The organism is Dapis purpurea BLCC-M126, from assembly GCF_050015975.1.
In the GTDB taxonomy this organism is placed as follows: Bacteria; Cyanobacteriota; Cyanobacteriia; order Cyanobacteriales; family Microcoleaceae; genus Trichodesmium.
This window is the reverse complement of the sequence record NZ_JBNHER010000327.1, coordinates 1-17,265: the sequence shown is the minus strand read 5'-3', so window position 1 is coordinate 17,265 and position 17,265 is coordinate 1. Positions and strand designations below refer to the sequence as shown.

The window sequence follows — 17,265 nt, the reverse complement described above, 5'->3', positions numbered from 1 at the left end:
CTATTGCGTATAGAGCAATAATAAAATTCATTTTCTCAAGCGCACGCCGGATGTGGATGAGTAATGGAATTTTTCTGACTATTGCGTATAGAGCAATAATAAAATTCATTTTCTCAAGCGCACGCCGGATGTGGATGAGTAATGGAATTTTTCTGACTATTGCGTATAGAGCAATAATAAAATTCATTTTCTCAAGCGCACGCCGGATGTGGATGAGTAATGGAATTTTTCTGACTATTGCGTATAGAGCAATAATAAAATTCATTTTCTCAAGCGCACGCCGGATGTGCATGGGTAGTGGAATTTTTCTGACTATTACTAATAGAGCAATAATAAAATCATTTTCTGAAGCGCACGCCGGATGTGGATGGGTAGGGAATTTTTCTGACTATTGTTGACGTGAAAAATGTAGATATTATTGCTTTGACTATGGTTGATAGTGGCAGTAAAAGAATTACAGAATCTCACTTTTTACCAGGATTAGTAATAGGTCTTTTAAAAGAGGCTTTACAACAGAGTCGAAGTATCGAGCAAAATGAAGTTATTGCCTCCGTATTTTCTCAATTTCAAGAATCTCGATCATAGAATATAGCAATTTTAAATAAGTTGTAAAATTTTATCGTAGGGGTTTGGTCTCCAAACCCAACCACAAAACTGAACAGTATTGATATATAGACTCATCTACTTTCTTCCTTCTTCCCTCTTCCTTCCTCCTTCTTCCTTATTCAATAAATTACAAAAAAAATTATGGAATTTAACTACTCTTATAAAGGCAATACAGGTGTCACTGATAATGGCAAAAATACCCAGATGTCATTCTCTCCAGACACCAAAAGAGAACCTACCTATTTTGTTGGCGAACTAGGAAAAAATGTCGCATTTCGTGAAGCTATAAGTGCCCTACATAACGTAGTAGTTTCTGACCTCCGATACAAACCAAAAGACAAAACTGCCTATAAAGAATGGCGTGCCCAACAAGAAGATGAAATAGACTGGGAAAACATCGCGGCTCAACGTCAAGAAGTAGCTCAAAAAATAACAGAAATTAGCACAGAATTAAACCAACTAAATAAAAACCGTCACCAACGTTTCAAACCTTTTTACCAAGCTCAAGAAAAATTATTTCAATATCTTTATAAAATTGATTATGATGCTTGGTACGTTTTCGACCCAGTAATAACCGTTCATCCCGATGAAATTTTCTTTGAATGTTTCAGCGTTGATGAATCAACTTATGGAAGACTTGGAGCAAGTTATGAAGTATTCAAAAATATCAATGATTTTGCCTGCGGAACTACTAACATTGACTATTCCGCTGCCCTCTATCAAGAATTCCAAAAAATTCGTAGTTATAAAACAACTGAACTCCAAGTAGATCCTTCTGGTTTTGAAGTTAAAACTACCAACGAAGAAACTTTCAAAGAAGTAAAAATAGACCTGCCCGATAGTTGGGTAAGAGGATTTTTACAAGTCAGTTCAGCTATGTCATTACCTGCGACAAAATTCGACCTCCACCCAATGGATATTTATAATATGTGTTTGGTTTTGCGTCGCCACAAAGAAAAACATGGACCCCGCAGTATTCGTTACTTTTTAGAACCTGGAGAACCAATAGAAATAGTATTTGAACCTTGGAATTTAGAAATAATTTGTCGCCGTTCAATTTACACCGGAAATTCTACTCAACAAATCCGAACTTGGGGGCGAAGAAGACTCCATATTTTAGAACGTTTAATTCCTATTGCTAATAAATTTACCGTTCATTTATTAGGTACAGGAATGCCGTCTTTTTATGTGGCAGATTTAGGAGATATGTCTTTTACTTTAGGATTATCAGGATGGACGGCAAATGATTGGGCACAAGCAGGTAATTTTGACTTAATGGCACCCCGCGCTGATGTGGATGAATGGACTCAGAAAATAATATTTAATGGGTTACGAGAAAACTGGTTTGAAACTGCTGATAGTTTGGCAAAAAGACTTAATTTAAGTCGTACTTCTGTATTGGGTGCTTTGGGTGCTTATACTCAAGCTGGACGAGTAATTTATGATTTGAATAAACAGGTTTATCGAGTCCGAGAATTAAGTCGGGAACCTCTACCAATGGAGAGGTTAAGGTTTGCAAATGCCAGGGAAGAAAGTGCTACTAGATTTTTGCAAGAAAATCTCGTTGAGGTAAATTCTGTCAATGATATTAATGGGGTTTTGAGTATTGAAGGAAGTGTGAGGGATAGGGGGAGAATTTTTTATCCTTCTTTAAATGTTGATCGCGATGAGCGGATAATTGAGGCGCAGTGTAATTGTAATTGGTATCAGCAGAATAAATTATATCAGGGGCCTTGCGAGCATATTTTGGCCTTACGGATGCAGCAGGCACGCCAGAATTTAGAATTTAGAATTTAGAAGTTTAGTAGTGCCGTGTCAAGCCTTAAATGTTACTTTGAGGAAAATCCTACGATGCTGATTTTTCAAAGTAAAGAGTCAAAAATCTATTCCACTATTTTAAGCTTGACGCGCCAGTAGGGTGTGTTAGACGGCTAAAATTTAGACTATGAAAGGGATTTAACAATCCGTCGTAACGCACCATTAAAAATTTGTTGGTTTACTCAAAAAACAAAAACCTATTTGCATAGTGCTATATATTTTTTAATTTTCTTCTCTTGAAACCGATCGCTCCTAATTTTAATTAGGAAAAGTTTGTTATCATACTAATACTACCTACAGTTTAATAGTTGGTCAACAGCCTTGCAATTTGGGCGGTGGATCGCCGTCCTTGTGTTTAGTCCGCACACGCATCACTAGCCTGCTTTTGACTGTTCGGGTCATCCCACCTAGGGATGATAAACAGTTTGGCTTCCTGGAAGCTTTGTCCCCCCTAGGTGGGAGACCCGTTTGAGTTAAGCAGTCTAGTCCTGAGAGGTTTACGAAGGGGCAACCAACTACTGTGGGTGGTTTTTTTCTGGATAATCAGTAGTTCACATCATGTATACTAGATATTTAGGATTTTTTGAATTTAATTTATAGCAGTTTTTGCTTTGGTAGAGCATAGTAGGGACGTTCCATGGAACGTCCCTACTTCTGTTAAAATACTATTTTTGATATTTATCAATTTAAACTAAAAAGTTGGCTCCCTGGACAAAAATAGATGAAAGAAATCCTTTACTTAGAAGTACCAACACCAGATACAAAAGCTGTTTGTCAATGGTTACAATCTCAATTTCAGCCTGGTTTTGGGGAAAAAACTATAACTCCAGATGGCTTTATTGTCAAATTTTCTGAAGATGATACTAAGGAAATTTCTGTATTTGTATGGTCATTACAACGAACTACCTATCTGAAAGTATTTGCCCAAGGAAATATATCTTCAATACAACAAAAATTTACCTCAAATTTAACTACTAATTTACAAAAACAATTTCCTCTAAATTATCCAGAACCTCCCACAGTCGATCTATCAAATCAGTCAATTTTTACAGCTTTAGCATCTCATTACCCCCTAACAGTTAAATACTTTCAAAAAATGCCTCGAGGAGAGTATGACCTCAACCGTTTATATTGGTGGGAAAAACGTTGGCGTGAAGCAGTTAAAAATCCTCAAAAACCAAAACAAGTAGTCTGGAAAAAAGAATCTGGAACAAATAATAATTCAGTTGAATATGACTTAATTTATGTTGGTGGCGCTCTGGGAAGTCTTCATGCAGCCATCATGGCAAAGCAGGGGTATAAAGTATTATTATTGGAACGTTTGCCTTTCGGTAAAATGAATCGAGAATGGAATATTTCTCGCTCGGAAATTCAGGGTTTAATTGACTTAGGTTTCTTTACTAAAACAGAAGTAGAAAATTTAATTGCTAGAGAATATAAAGATGGATTTAATAAATTTTTTGATGCTAATAACCCTGACTTTTGTAAAGCAAAAATTCTTCATACTCCGACAGTTTTAAATTTGGCATTGGATTCAGAAAAGTTACTGAGTCTCTGTGGAATGAAACTACAAGAAGCTGGAGGAACTATTGTCGATGAAACAGAATTTATTAAAGCTGACATTGAACCAGAAAAAGTTGTAATTTACACTCAAAACCTATCTAACAAAACTGAACAAATTTTCTGTGGGCGTTTGTTAGTAGATGCTATGGGTACTGCTTCTCCTATCGCTTGGCAATTAAATGGTAAACGTGCTTTTGATAGTGTTTGTCCGACAGTCGGCGCAGTAATTGATGGTGGATTTGAAGAAGGTGTTTGGGATTCAAATTATGGAGATGTGCTGAATAGTCATGGGGATATTTCTCGTGGTAGACAATTAATTTGGGAATTGTTTCCCGGTGCTGGTAATGAGTTAACAATTTATCTATTTCATTATCATCAAGTTCATCCTGAAAATCCTGGTTCTCTACTAGAAATGTATGAGGATTTTTTCACTATTTTGCCAGAATATCGACGCTGTGACATGGAGAAATTAGTATGGAAAAAGCCAACTTTTGGTTATATTCCTGGGCATTTTAGTATTAAAGGTAGCGATCGCCAAGTTGCTTTTGACCGTTTAGTTTGTATTGGTGATGCTGCTTCTCTCCAGTCTCCTTTAGTATTTACTGGTTTTGGTTCTTTGGTGAGAAACTTACCTCGTTTAACTGAACTTTTGGATACTGCTTTAAAATACGATTTACTCAGTGCTGATAACTTAAATAAAATTCGTGCTTATCAAAGCAATATTGCTATTACTTGGTTATTTTCTAAAGGTATGATGGTTCCTACAGGTAAGTTTTTACCTCCCCAAAAAATTAATTCTATTTTGAATACATTTTTTGGATTATTAGCAGAGTCACCTCCAGAAGTAGCAGAAACTTTTATTAAAGATAGAGCTGATTGGTGGATTTTTACAAAATTAGCTCTTAAAGCAGCAAGAATAAATCCTTATCTTTTATTATGGATTCTAGATTTTATTAATTTTGAGGAAATATTACTTTGGACGATAAGTTATATCAATTTCACTTTGTTTAGTTTAGTAAGTTGGTTATTAGGATGCTTGCCTAGTTTTGCTCGTTGGATTCAACCTTGGTTAGAACCTCGTTATCCTGGTTTATGGTTTTGGATACTCGCTAATAGTTATGCTTTAACTTATAACGTTGGTCAACCAAAGATGAGTTTTAAACTACAAAAATAAGGAAGAAGAAAGAAGGACAATTTTTTTTCTTGTTTTGACCTTATCAAACTAGAAACCGGGTTGATTAGTAGATATAAAAATTAATTCTGGCAAGCAATATAAACCCGGTTTCTTGTAGATAAATATATCTTAAAATAGAGTTTTTTCTGCAAAGTATGATTTAATTTTCCTTGGGATTTATAACAATTGAGTTATGCTATCAATAATTTGTCGTTGAATGTAAGCATCCGTTGGCATTAAGTTATGAGAAAGACGCTTCCGTTTTTGACCATTAGAACCACCTGGCCCGGGTTCGTATCCAGGACAATCAAAATCCCAAGAGCTACAAGCAACTTTAATAGGGGAACCATCTACTCTTCTGGCAATATTATGTTGTTGTTGGTCGCAAGTTTGAGCGCGACAATTCTGCACCGCTCCACTTACAAGCCGATCGAAAGGCACTAAGTTATCTATATTAAGTGGATTTCTTTGCCACCTGTTAAAGAAATAGTCAACATTTCGAGGTACTCTACCATCTTTAATGGGTTTCCTCAATCCCTCAGCCGCAATTGGATCGATAACCCCTAAAAAAAGAATTCTTCTTTTTATTCTCGGTGCAAGACTCAGTAAAGCATCGCCACCGTAGCTATGTCCGATTAAAATTAACGGTCGATTTGAGTCTAGCTGATTATTGATAAAGTATTCTGCGTCTTTCAGAAATTGCCACTCATTTGAGATATAATTTTTTTGACGACCGCCGTCTTTAAAATTATCCCAAGAAACATAGCGGATTTCAGCACCCATATTTTGCAAAGATTTTTGCACATTGTTCATCCCCCAAGCACAGCAGTTGCTATAACCGTTGACAAAAACAGCGTAAGGACGTTGGGAATCTGACTGGGCTTGAACTTTTTTAACTGGAAACGATACCCATACTGATGAAATGACAAGGGTTACTCCCAAACTTAGGGATGCGAACATTTTGGAAAATTTCATCTTTATTATCTATATAGTTTTTTTTAGATTTACGCAGGCAAACCCACCAAATCCGGTTTCTCCTGGATATTTATTGTCAAAAACAATGATTTATATCATGTCCGGTTGAACAGTGATAAATAAATAAAGCATTGAGGAGTCAGGAGTCAGGAGTCAGGAGGGAAGAAAGAAGAACAGGAAAAGAAGAAGAAAGTTTTTTTATCACTAATTATCCGGAGATGATATTACCCTAGAAACCGGGTTTCTTTGCGTAAGTCCTGATGATATAATCAATAATTCTACAAATAGTTGACAGTTTTACTAACTCACCAGAAGATAAGAATATTCCCAAATTTACTATTTCCCATTTAGCCAAAAACATGACTACAAACAAACCCAAAATTATTGTTATAGATGACGATCCTACAGGTTCTCAAACTGTTCATAGTTGCCTACTTCTAACTAAGTGGGATGTAGAAACCCTAAAATTAGGATTACTTGACGAATCTCCCATATTTTTTATCCTCTCCAATACTCGCGCTCTGACTCCCGAACAAGCAGCTAATGTCACACAAGAAGTAACACATAATTTGACAGAGGCGATCGCTAAAGCAAATATCCAAGATTTTCTAGTTGTCAGTCGTTCTGACTCGACTCTACGAGGTCACTACCCTATAGAAACAGATGTTATTGCACGAGAGTTAGGTCAGTTTGATGCTCATTTCTTAGTTCCGGCCTTTTTTGAAGGAGGGAGAGTCACCCGTGATAGTATTCACTATTTAATGGTTGATGGTGTTGAAACTCCGGTTCACAAAACAGAATTTGCTAAAGATTCAGTATTTGGCTACACCTATAGTTATTTGCCTGATTATGTGGAGGAGAAAACTAAAGGTCAGATAAAAGCAGAAACTGTAGAAAGATTTACCCTTGATGATATTCGTTCTGGCAGTTTAGAACGTTTGCTGAAATTGACTGGCAACCAATGTGGAGTTGTGGATGGAGAAACTCAAGCAGACTTAGACAGTTTTGCTAAGGATCTATTGGCAGCAGCAAGTCAAGGTAAAAAGTTTCTGTTGCGCAGTGCTGCCAGTATTTTAACTTCCCTTGCTGCTTTAGGCGCTCAACCAATCGCTGCGGAGGAAATGAGACAATATGTTAGGAGTGGAAAACCAGGTGTAATTATTGTCGGTTCTCATGTTAAGAAGTCTACTCAACAGTTGGAAAGGTTATTACAGGAATCTGAAGTAGTTGGTGTAGAAGTCGATGTGTCTCATTTAGTAGAAGACTCTCCAGAGCAAAGAGCAAATTTACTAAAGAATATTCTCGAAAAAGTTTATGCTGTTCATGCAGAAGGGAAAACACCTGTCGTTTATACCAGTCGCGAGGAGTTGACTTTTGAAAATGTGCAGGTGCGTTTAGAGTTTGGTGTTGCAGTGTCGGAATTATTAATGGATATTGTTCGGGGTTTGCCAGAGGATATTGGATTTTTAATCAGTAAAGGTGGAATTACTTCTAATGATACTCTGAGTAAAGGTTTAGCTTTGACTACTGCCAGATTGTTAGGTCAGGTTTTGGCTGGTTGTTCGATGGTGCGGACTCCTACAAATCATCCTCAGTTTCCTGATTTACCTGTGGTGTTGTTTCCAGGGAATGTTGGAGACGTGGATGGATTAGTGACAGTTTATCAACGTTTGAGTGGGAGGTAATCTAAAACTAGAAACCGGGTTTATTGGTAAACTAATAATAAGCAGGGTAATTGAGATAAACCCGGTTTCCTAAATATCGTTTCTTAAACCATTTCTCCTAGAGAAGAAGCTTAAAAATTCGGAGAGTAGGGGATAGCGATCGCTAGTTTCAGATGCAAAAATTTTTTGCTACAAAATATTATACTGCAACTGCGATATAATTAATACTTCAGGACTTACGCAGAAGAAAGGCAATTTCGACGTTTGAGATTACTTCGCTATCGCTCGTAATGACAGAAATAGGTTGTTTTGCGTAAATCCTATACTTATATCATTTACCCAACTGCAACATGACACAGATAAACACACTACTCTTGAATGTCGCGCGCAATCTGCGATACAAAACCTTCACTCCAATGATCGGCGAACGCATCAAGATTAGCGAGCGCACTAGCATTTCGACCGAAGTTGCATCGTTTGTGGCCCGATTCGCTGATGGGTGTTCCTTTGATAGTCCAGAACAAAAATACCTTGATGGCCAGATTGCAAAATATGGACTGCTGGATATGCAATTCACCGCTCCATCAACAATGCTTGATGCCGACTCCAAGCGCGGCGTTCCATTGCTACGCGAATTAGGATTCATCGATGAAAATGCCGAAAACCTGATTGAAGAACTCGACGATGATCCAGCCTACTGCCTTGAGGAACTGCGGCATGGGATTGCAGAAAACAAAACATACCTTCTGCTGTTTCTTAAATCCTCGAATCAAAATGTGGCCAAGATGTCCATTAGAGATCAGATTGCCTGCTGTGATGACCAAGCTAAAATCATATTTCCGATTGTGTTCACGGTTGTGGACGCTTGCGTTACTAATTCATCATTTGTGTGGATAAACAAGCACTTTTTCTGGTAAACATATTTGAGCGATCGCTGTTGCTAAATTATCCTAAAGCTCAAAATTTAGACATTTTCTCAAAGTAATGCCAAAATTAGCAATGCTGTGGATGTGTTGCATAACCCTCCTCAAAGCCGTTAAGCTCTTGAATGACTTCTGTCGGCAGAATAATTTCTTTGGCTTCCAAGTTAACTTGCAAATGCTCTCGTTTCGAGCTGCGTGGGATAGTAACAAATCCTTTATTAATAGACCAAGCTAACAGAAGTTGAGCTGGCGTACATCCGCAGTTATTTGCCATAGTAATTAACTCAGGAGTGTCTAACTTTTGCCCCTTCACCAGGGGAGAATGGGCTACAATTTTTATTCCCTGACGATGACAATAACTAACCACTTCTCTTCGTTGCAGGAATGGGGAAATTTCAAACTGATTCCATTTGGGAGGAGAATTCTTGAGCAGTTGCAAATGCTGAATATTGAAATTGCTGACACCAACATCACCTATCTCCTCCCATTCTCTTATTTCTAGCATTACTTCCCAAGCAGATAGCGGATCTGCTCCGGGCGCGTGTAACAGAAGTAAATCTATAGTCCCCAACTTTTTTAAAGATTGTCTGGCTGCATCTCGAATACAACCAGACAGTATAGCTTTCAGAGGAATTTTAGAGGTAATAAATATTTCTTTTCTTGGTATACCAGATTCGGCGATCGCTCTAGCTACCTCTACCTCATTTTTATAGAGAGCAGCAGTATCTATATGTCTGTACCCCATTTCAAGTGCCATTCGGCAAGTCGAGTATGTTTGTTCGTACAGACGGTAAGTTCCTAAACCAATTAATCCTGCTGAATCAATCTTAGCTTCAAACACAGATGTGACAATCTTTCATATTATTCCGATAGATACTGTCGATGAAACGAATTTGGTCTGAATGCTTAATTTCCCGTTTGAGACTGCTATGAAATTCCTGCACCGACATTCCCTGCTCCTTAATATTTCTTGCCAAAAGAGAACGTATACAAATTTCTAATTCCTGGGGAAGTTGAGAACGGAATTGCTGGTATTGTAAATCCAGAAGTGTATGATTATCTTCTAGAGCATCCGCAATAATCTCAAAACCTCCTTCTCGGATATTCGTATCCATAAGACCGAAGATTTGCACCGTATTATTGCTGCGGATAAAATCTGCAATCAGCTCGGCACCACATCCATCAAAATAATTGGGTAATTCTCCCATATCGGAAGTTGATTTGTACAACCCGATACCCAAATAAATTAACTCAGGCAAACTATTACACTTTTCCAGCAATACTTTCAAACCAGCATTTTGAATTCGATTAGACGATAAATCTAATTTACTCAAGTGGGAATAACCTGCCACAGCATTTGCGATGCGCTCTGCACCTGCATCCCCCAAACGATTAATCGCCATAAACAGTCCAGTTAATCCTTTTCGGTTTTCGGACTTCATATATTCAAAATAGTCAGCAATGTAACTCGCACCAATCTCACTAATTCCATTGGCATCAATATATAACGTTCGGAGAGTCTTATTTTTCCGCAGACTTTCAAATAAAACTTTGACTCCTTCATCCAACATCCCCACATTTACAAGATCCAATGTCCGAATACTTGAATTTTGCTCCAGCATCTTAGCAATATGAGCTACACCCTCTGCTTTAAGGGGATTGCGCTTTAGCCATAGAGATTCCGCATGGCGATCGCCCACCAAAGCATCAGCAAGTTGTGCTGCTCCTTTCTCTGTCAAGCAATTTCCAGCCAAATAGTAAGTTTTAATCCGCGGTGTGGAGCCATGGCTAGCAAGGGAGGCTATTTTACTCGCTCCCTCATCTCCGACAATATTATTACCCAAGAGGAAATGCTCTACATAAGGATTTTCCCGAATAGACTCAACTAAGTTGCCGATATAAAGATCGCCGACAACCTGCTTACACATATCTATTCGTCCATCGTCGTAATAAGCTCCACGAGTAAACTCTTGGCAGGCTTGATTTGCTGGTTGTCCTTTCTTCATGTGGGTAAAAAAGGGTTCAAGTTCTTGATATGGAGCTACCTCTACTGGCATAGGTTGGGGATTGAGGATGGAATCTGACAGTGCTGCAGAAAGGAGTTGCTCGAATATATGGCGACTGCCAAACATTCTTGCTTGTCGGTAGGAATCGACTTGGGAATTCTTAGCATTGGCTTCAGCTACTTGAGATTTGTAGGCTCGACGCAATTTTGCAAGTAAGCGCCCGTAAGCAATATAACTGCCTATTCGATCTTCATCTTTTGCCGGGAAGAGTTGCCGGGCTAAGTTATGTCCCAAACCCGAACGTTTATCCTCACCACTATCGATCCGAGGAATCTTCAGGGCAATATCACTTACCTTTTCTCCCTCAGATAAACGCTTCTCATCCTGGTGAATTTGGTTAACGATGGTTTGTATATTTATATCTCTTGTATCAATCATGTCATTTCAGTTATAAGTTATAAGTACCTTCTGTAATAGAGAGGCAATGTGGACAGAGTTTAAAGCTTGTAACTTTATTGTAATATAAAGTAATCATATTTGCATAAAATAGTAAAATAAAATTATCTTCGAGCTTAACCTTGAAACCCAGACACCGGGTTTATTGCTATACTTAAAAGTTAAACCCAGTCAGTCAGATAAACCCGGTTTCTTAGCTTAGAGGTAGAAATTTTGGCAAGAGTAAGAGTAAGACAACACGTTAATCCTTTATCTAGCAAATATCAACAGTTAGTAACTATCCCAAATTTCAGCAATATTTATGCAGATATAAATAAACCATTACATTTAGATATTGGTTGTGCTAGAGGTAGATTTTTATGGCAGATGGCACAGGTAGAACCGGAGTGGAATTTTCTGGGTTTAGAAATACGGGAACCGTTAGTTATAGAAGCTAATAATTGGCGAGATGAACAGGGTTTAAATAATCTGCATTATTTATTTTGTAATGTGAATATTTCCCTGGGAGAAATATTTGAGTCTTTGCCAAAAGGGGTATTAAAAAGAGTCTCAATTTTATTTCCCGATCCTTGGTTTAAAAGACGTCATCAAACCCGTCGAGTTGTACAACCAAAGTTAGTAGAAGATTTATCAAATTACTTAACAGTAGGAGGAGAAGTTTTTCTGCATTCTGATGTGGAAGAAGTCGCCAAAGAAATGTGTAATATATTCTCGGAGCATAGTTCATTTGAGCGAAGTTATAATAATTGGTTAGACGAAAATTTTTTGCCAGTTTTATCAGAAAGAGAAAAGGCAACTTTAACAAAAAATCTACCTGTGTATCGGGCATTATTTATTAAGTCATAAGTCAGCAACCAGAAGTCATAAGTATAAAATTGGAGATTTTTTTCTATATTTCCTATAACCAAATTTAGGCGTTAATGTCTATAGTAAATTTAAGCTTTCTTCCTTATTCCTTATTCCTTCCTTATTCCTTATTCCTTATTCCTTTCTTCTTCTTCTTCTTCCTTATCCCTTATTCCTTATTCCTTCTTCCTTCTTCCTTCTTCCTTCTTTATTTAGTTAAATCCAAGACCGAAACCACATTCTGAGCTGCCAACTTTGAGGAGATAAAGGTAATCCTAAATAAACAGGTATCCAAAAAACAAACGCTAATAAAATTATAAAAATTATTGTAACCCCCATTATCCTGAGACGACTTTGCCGACTATTTAACCACCTATCAACCCACCAAGAAAATGCCAATATAGCAAACACTAAAGCGCTCATATAATGATACAAAAAAGTACAACGACTTACCCTACTCCAAGGGAGAAAATTGCTTATCCAATTTAAAACTAAATATAGTAACAACCACATTTCTGAGGCAGGTGGAAATTTAACAATCTGCTTTAGTTTTATTTTTTTATGTCTTGCTTGTCTATTTTTTTCCCAATGCCAAACGCGATTAAATAACATCAAAATTAATAATAAAATTGCCCATGTTGAAAACCACCAAATAACAGGATTTCCCATAGCATGAACATCAAAAATTAGCGGATTAACTTTTGGGTCTCCAATATCTGAAGGTAGGGGTGGTAAAGAAGGTTCTGGTTTATCTAATAAGCCTGTATTTTTATAAAAATAAACTATAGGTCTCATCATTAATGGCCAAGTCAACCATTTAGCACAATAAGGATGAGTATCAGCTCCACTGCCAATTCTTTGGTGATAGCTGAAAATCTGTTGCTGCATTTCCCAAAAGCCATATTTGGGGTTGAGAATAATGTGGGGAATCCAAAGTAGGCTATAGGTAATTATGGGAATAACGAATAAGTTTAAAATAAATTGAATCAGATTTAGTTGAGTTATATTTTGCCAAGGAGATGTATATTCCGATTTTTTTTGGGGAGCAAAAAATTCAATTATCCACGCTAATATCCAAAGTAAATAAATACCGAGTAAAAATCCCAGACCATTCCATTTAATCGCTGCACTTGCACCAAAAAATATCCCAGATAAAGCTAACCATTTTTTTTGTTTTAATTTGGAATTTTGTAGAGCAATAATTAAACACAAGTGAGCTAATAATCCAAAAATTACTAGATAAATATTATTTAGAGCATAGCGAGATTCAACTAAAAATAATCCATCTAAGGCTATGAGTAAAGCAGCAATCAAACCATAACTCCAACGCTTTGTTAATTGATAGGCGATCGCTCCTACTACTAGAGGAATAAATGAACCTGTTAAAGCATTTACCCACCGATAACTCCAAGATGCTAAAGTAGAGCCTGTTTCATTATTAACTATTTCTTGCCAAAAGGGTAAATGAGAACCTATCCAAATGCTAATTGCAATAATATATTGACTGAGGGGAGGATGGGCGTTAAAAAATTCAGTTTGAGTGAGGTAATTATTGGCAAATTTAGCATAATAAACTTCGTCAAAAACGAGAGTATTAAAACGACCTAGTTGCCAAAATCTCAGGATGGCTGAAAATATAACTATACTAGCCATGCTAATTGTAAACCATCTACTTGATTGCTGAGATATTGGTTGCATAAATAGAATTGAGTAATTTAGTTTAAGAGGCTTTTAATTTTAGTATAAATAAATAAAAAACAGCCCTAAATTGCAAATAAATAGGGCTGTAAGCTAAAATGTAATATTACATTCCTTTGTCAAAAATGTCAAGTCTTTGCTAGTAAAATTATGCCAAAATAATTATTGACTCAAATGTTAACCTGTTTAATAGTTAGTGATTAAAATTTTATCTATAATAAAAGCTTAATTTGCATTGAATGTCCAATTTTAATATTTATTAAGATTAAATTTCAATGATGACCTACAACTGATAAATATTACCTCCTATTTCTCAAGTTTTTTACTGAGAAATAGGAGGTATAAGATTTACAATGAGTGATAAATTACTGGTAAGTATTCAGAGTGTTCAGCTATTGCTTTTGGTGCGCAATTAAAGCTTTATTAACTGACCTAGAATTAAATCTTACTACAAAATTCAGCTCTGTTAGATCTTAAAGTATATGTTCATTTAACCCCATCCTTAAGGACGGGATATTATTGCTTAGAGCTGACTACAAGCTAGCTGAATGCTTACAATGGTCCTCGCATTTGTCTTTGTTGACGAACCTGCTCTCGTTGTTCTTCAGTTAAAATATCTGCAATTTGTTGGCGTGATGAATGCACGATTTCCAGCACTTGAGTTTTTTGCTCTCCAGAAAGATTTAACTGCTTTACCGCTTCTCGTGTTTCTTGAGCTTGTGAGGTTAAAATTTGGAACTTTTCTTGCTGTTGGGGGGTGAGAATATTTTGAATTTGAGCTTTGGTTTGTGCCTTAATTTCTTCCCACTGAGTTTTTTGTTCCGGAGTCAGATTTAAATTTTCAAGTTGGGCAAGAACTCTCAGACGAAATTGCCCAAGTTGTTCTTCAGTTAAAACATTTGCTATTTTTTGGCGTAATGACTCCATGATTTGGTGCATTTGAGTTTTTTGCTCTCCAGAAAGATTTAACTGCTGAAGTACTTCTAGTTTTCCTTTACCTTGTGAAGTTAAGCTTTGGAACTGTTCCTGCTGTTCGGCAGTGAGAATATTTTGAATTTGAGCTTTAGTTTGTGCCTTAATTTCTTCCGACTGAATTTTTTGTTCCGGAGTCAAATTCAAATTTTCACGTTGAGCAAGAAATTTCATACGAAATTGCTCTCGTTGTTCTGCAGTTAAAATATTTGCTGTTTGTTGGCGTGATGACTGCATGATTTCCCGTATTTGAGTTTTTTGCTCTCCAGAGAGATTCAACTGCTGCATTGCTTCTCGTATTCGTGGAACTTGTGAAGTTAAAGTTTGAAACTGTTCCTGCTGTTGGGGGGTAAGAATATTTTGAATTTGAGCTTTAGTTTGTACCCTGACTTCTTCCCACTGAGTTTTTTGTTCAGGAGTCAGATTCAAACTTTGAGGTTGGGCAAGAACTCTCAAAGGATTAGCAAAAAGAATGATGGCAAGAATGCCAAGAAATAGAGCAAAAGAACGACGTTTCATTATGTTTATTCCCAATTAATTTTTTTGCTACTTGTGTTTACTTATGTTCTATCCTACAAGTGACAACTCTCAAATAACCTGAGATCAAAGTCCTAAACTTTTCTAGGACTTTAGTCCTGGAATAAACATTTTCACGGAACTTAAAAGTCAAAAGTAAGATTTTATAGATTGGACATAAAAAAATCTCCAATCGTTATAACTACTAAATCTTTGTAATTCTCTCTCCTCCTGACTCCTCTTGACTTAACCAATCTATAACTATTTAACCGGATTTAATATGACATCACTTTTTTAAAGTGAATTGGTATACAAAAGACAGAGCGGGCAGAAACCATTGATTATTTCTGCCCGATAATTGATTTTATTTTTTATATTAGAGATGTCTAACCATCAAGATAGACTTCAGGAAGCATACTCTAATTTTTCTTACTTTTAACTTTTAACTTTTGACTTTTGAATTTTTACTTTTACTGGCGGATTCGTCGTCTAATTCTTCTTTGTTGGCGAACCTGCTGTAGTTGTTCTTCAGTTAAAATATCTGCCATTTGTTGGCGTGATGACTGCTTGATTTCCCGTATTTGAGTTTTTTGTTCTTCAGAGAGATTTAACTGCTTCATCGCTTCTCGTCTTTCTTCACCTTGTGAAGTTAAAGTTTCAAACTCTTCCTGCTGTTGGGGGGTGAGAATATTTTGAATTTCAGCTTGGGTTTGTGTCCTGATTTCTTCCCACTCAGTTTTTTGCTCCGGAGTCAGATTCAAATTTTTAGGTTGGGCAAGAACTCTCAAAGGATTAGCAAAAAGAATGGTGGCAGTAATGCCAAATAATATAGCTAAAGAACGAAGTTTCATAGTGTTTATTCGTAATTTCTTTGATTGAGTATCTACTAAATTCTATCCTACAAATTCCTACTCTGAAATAACCTGAGATAAAAGTCCTAAATTTCTGTAGGACTAAAGTCCTACAGAGCAGTCAGGAGCAAAGAGGAAAAAGTTTTTTTATAGCGCTCTGTTCGGGACATGATATGATATCACGTCCGGATGATTAGTTATAAAAACTTCTTCACTTCAAACTTTGCTCTCTTCCTTCTGCTTCCAGCATAAGTGCCCTCTGCCTTCCCTCTGCCAAAGTATATATAAGTATTTAACCAAACATGATATTACTTATTGTAGAGGTTTATAGAGCAAAGCATCACGGGGTAATATCAAATCCCTTGGCTTCGGTGTTATAAGAAACCGGGTTTATGGGAGACAGATATCAGTATAGTGGGCATTTTATATAAACCCGGTTTCTCTGCTTTTTTATACCGATACTACCGGATTAAATCCGAAAAGCATCTCAAAAGCATTGTGAGATACAAGTTTACAGGATATTCACTATATAAAAAACTGACAGTTTTTGTGAGAATAATAATTATTATTAGTAAGGGTATGGATTAGCGATATAGCTGCCACTAGGCTCCACCTTTTATGTCGGCGACAGCCGAAACGCTAACTCACACCCCCAATATCCCCAAGTTGACTTATCTAGTTAAACGATTTTGAAACTATCAGATGTCAATACACCTTCATGTCTGATTATAAGTGTATCATCACCTAAGTTAAAAGTAGATAAAAAGCGATTATCCATACCATCTATCAATGGTAATGTAGGTAATGCAACGGTAGATATCTGAGCAAAGGCTTGTTCTGCGGTAACACCAAAATCTGCTGATAACTGTAGGGTATCCTCCCCAACAACGAAGTCTGTAACTAAGTCAACTTCACTCCCGGTGTTGAAGACAAAAGTATCTTCTCCATCACCACCACGAAGTCTGTCTCTTCCCGAGCCACCTGTTAAGATATCCTTATTATCACCACCAAAAATTATATCGTTTCCTGCATCTCCAGTTAATATATCGTTTCCTGCATTACCAACGATGAAATCGTTTTCTGCTGTACCAGTTAGATTATCATCTTCTTCAGTACCTGGTATTTGATTGAAGAAATTACCAAGTAGGCTACCATCTCCGGGAATTCCTTCTATGCCCTCGAAGTTGGAACCTATAT

At 36.8% G+C, this 17,265-nt stretch carries 14 protein-coding genes; 6 read left to right on the top strand and 8 right to left on the bottom strand.

The window, feature by feature from the left end; genetic code table 11:
- On the bottom strand, positions 1–292 hold a 292-nt coding region (locus tag ACP6PL_RS29940), incomplete at its 3' end, for a hypothetical protein (RefSeq protein ID WP_426549015.1).
- Between the two features lie 107 nt (positions 293–399).
- On the opposite strand from ACP6PL_RS29940, the gene ACP6PL_RS29935 reads away from it, so the two are divergent.
- From ACP6PL_RS29935 to ACP6PL_RS29925, 3 genes are all read left to right on the top strand, one after another.
- Positions 400–585, top strand: coding sequence for a hypothetical protein (locus ACP6PL_RS29935; RefSeq protein ID WP_426549014.1), 186 nt, complete (start codon positions 400–402; stop codon positions 583–585).
- Between the two features lie 162 nt (positions 586–747).
- A complete protein-coding gene (locus ACP6PL_RS29930; RefSeq protein WP_426549013.1) occupies positions 748–2,403 on the top strand; it encodes an SWIM zinc finger family protein in 1,656 nt (551 codons plus the stop codon).
- Between the two features lie 742 nt (positions 2,404–3,145).
- Positions 3,146–5,161: an FAD-dependent oxidoreductase gene (locus ACP6PL_RS29925; protein ID WP_426549012.1), complete on the top strand. Its 2,016-nt coding sequence runs from the start codon at positions 3,146–3,148 to the stop codon at positions 5,159–5,161.
- A gap of 177 nt (positions 5,162–5,338) precedes the next feature.
- On the opposite strand, the gene ACP6PL_RS29920 is transcribed toward ACP6PL_RS29925, so the two are convergent.
- A complete protein-coding gene (locus ACP6PL_RS29920; protein ID WP_426549011.1) occupies positions 5,339–6,136 on the bottom strand; it encodes a hypothetical protein in 798 nt (265 codons plus the stop codon).
- A gap of 359 nt (positions 6,137–6,495) precedes the next feature.
- Here ACP6PL_RS29920 and ACP6PL_RS29915 point away from each other — a divergent pair, with 359 nt between their 5' ends.
- A complete protein-coding gene (locus tag ACP6PL_RS29915) occupies positions 6,496–7,821 on the top strand; it encodes a four-carbon acid sugar kinase family protein (protein WP_426549010.1) in 1,326 nt (441 codons plus the stop codon).
- A gap of 395 nt (positions 7,822–8,216) precedes the next feature.
- A complete protein-coding gene (locus ACP6PL_RS29910; RefSeq protein ID WP_426549009.1) occupies positions 8,217–8,717 on the top strand; it encodes a hypothetical protein in 501 nt (166 codons plus the stop codon).
- A 76-nt stretch (positions 8,718–8,793) separates the two neighbouring features.
- On the opposite strand, the gene ACP6PL_RS29905 is transcribed toward ACP6PL_RS29910, so the two are convergent.
- Both ACP6PL_RS29905 and ACP6PL_RS29900 read right to left on the bottom strand, forming a co-directional pair.
- The gene (locus tag ACP6PL_RS29905; RefSeq protein WP_426549008.1) at positions 8,794–9,564 is read right to left on the bottom strand and encodes an aldo/keto reductase family protein; all 771 of its coding nucleotides are present in this window, start codon (positions 9,562–9,564) and stop codon (positions 8,794–8,796) included.
- Complete coding sequence (locus ACP6PL_RS29900; protein ID WP_426549007.1) at positions 9,557–11,167, bottom strand: leucine-rich repeat domain-containing protein; 1,611 nt, start codon at positions 11,165–11,167, stop codon at positions 9,557–9,559. The genes ACP6PL_RS29905 and ACP6PL_RS29900 overlap by 8 nt, the downstream gene beginning before the upstream one ends.
- A 231-nt stretch (positions 11,168–11,398) precedes the next feature.
- Between ACP6PL_RS29900 and trmB the strand changes: the two genes are divergently transcribed.
- Positions 11,399–12,031, top strand: a complete 633-nt coding sequence (gene trmB, locus ACP6PL_RS29895) for a tRNA (guanosine(46)-N7)-methyltransferase TrmB (protein WP_426549006.1) — start codon at positions 11,399–11,401, stop codon at positions 12,029–12,031.
- Positions 12,032–12,247: 216 nt separating this feature from the next.
- Here trmB and ACP6PL_RS29890 read toward each other — a convergent pair whose 3' ends face one another.
- The 4 genes from ACP6PL_RS29890 to ACP6PL_RS29875 all read right to left on the bottom strand — a co-directional run.
- Entirely contained in the window at positions 12,248–13,729 is a 1,482-nt protein-coding gene (locus ACP6PL_RS29890) for a dolichyl-phosphate-mannose--protein mannosyltransferase (RefSeq protein WP_426549005.1), read from the bottom strand.
- A 552-nt stretch (positions 13,730–14,281) separates the two neighbouring features.
- Positions 14,282–15,220: a Spy/CpxP family protein refolding chaperone gene (locus ACP6PL_RS29885; protein WP_426549004.1), complete on the bottom strand. Its 939-nt coding sequence runs from the start codon at positions 15,218–15,220 to the stop codon at positions 14,282–14,284.
- Between the two features lie 467 nt (positions 15,221–15,687).
- Positions 15,688–16,068: a hypothetical protein gene (locus ACP6PL_RS29880; protein WP_426549003.1), complete on the bottom strand. Its 381-nt coding sequence runs from the start codon at positions 16,066–16,068 to the stop codon at positions 15,688–15,690.
- A 679-nt stretch (positions 16,069–16,747) separates the two neighbouring features.
- The coding region (locus tag ACP6PL_RS29875; RefSeq protein ID WP_426549002.1) for a calcium-binding protein at positions 16,748–17,265 on the bottom strand (518 nt) is incomplete at its 5' end.

What these genes read in the sequence shown, in the direction of transcription:
- ACP6PL_RS29930 (WP_426549013.1), top strand. Translation starts at nt 748, where the DNA reads ATGGAATTTAACTACTCTTATAAAGGCAATACAGGTGTCACTGATAAT.
- ACP6PL_RS29925 (WP_426549012.1), top strand. Translation starts at nt 3,146, where the DNA reads ATGAAAGAAATCCTTTACTTAGAAGTACCAACACCAGATACAAAAGCT.
- ACP6PL_RS29920 (WP_426549011.1), bottom strand. Translation starts at nt 6,136, where the DNA reads ATGAAATTTTCCAAAATGTTCGCATCCCTAAGTTTGGGAGTAACCCTT.
- ACP6PL_RS29915 (WP_426549010.1), top strand. Translation starts at nt 6,496, where the DNA reads ATGACTACAAACAAACCCAAAATTATTGTTATAGATGACGATCCTACA.
- ACP6PL_RS29910 (WP_426549009.1), top strand. Translation starts at nt 8,217, where the DNA reads ATGATCGGCGAACGCATCAAGATTAGCGAGCGCACTAGCATTTCGACC.
- ACP6PL_RS29900 (WP_426549007.1), bottom strand. Translation starts at nt 11,167, where the DNA reads ATGATTGATACAAGAGATATAAATATACAAACCATCGTTAACCAAATT.
- ACP6PL_RS29890 (WP_426549005.1), bottom strand. Translation starts at nt 13,729, where the DNA reads ATGCAACCAATATCTCAGCAATCAAGTAGATGGTTTACAATTAGCATG.
- ACP6PL_RS29885 (WP_426549004.1), bottom strand. Translation starts at nt 15,220, where the DNA reads ATGAAACGTCGTTCTTTTGCTCTATTTCTTGGCATTCTTGCCATCATT.
- ACP6PL_RS29880 (WP_426549003.1), bottom strand. Translation starts at nt 16,068, where the DNA reads ATGAAACTTCGTTCTTTAGCTATATTATTTGGCATTACTGCCACCATT.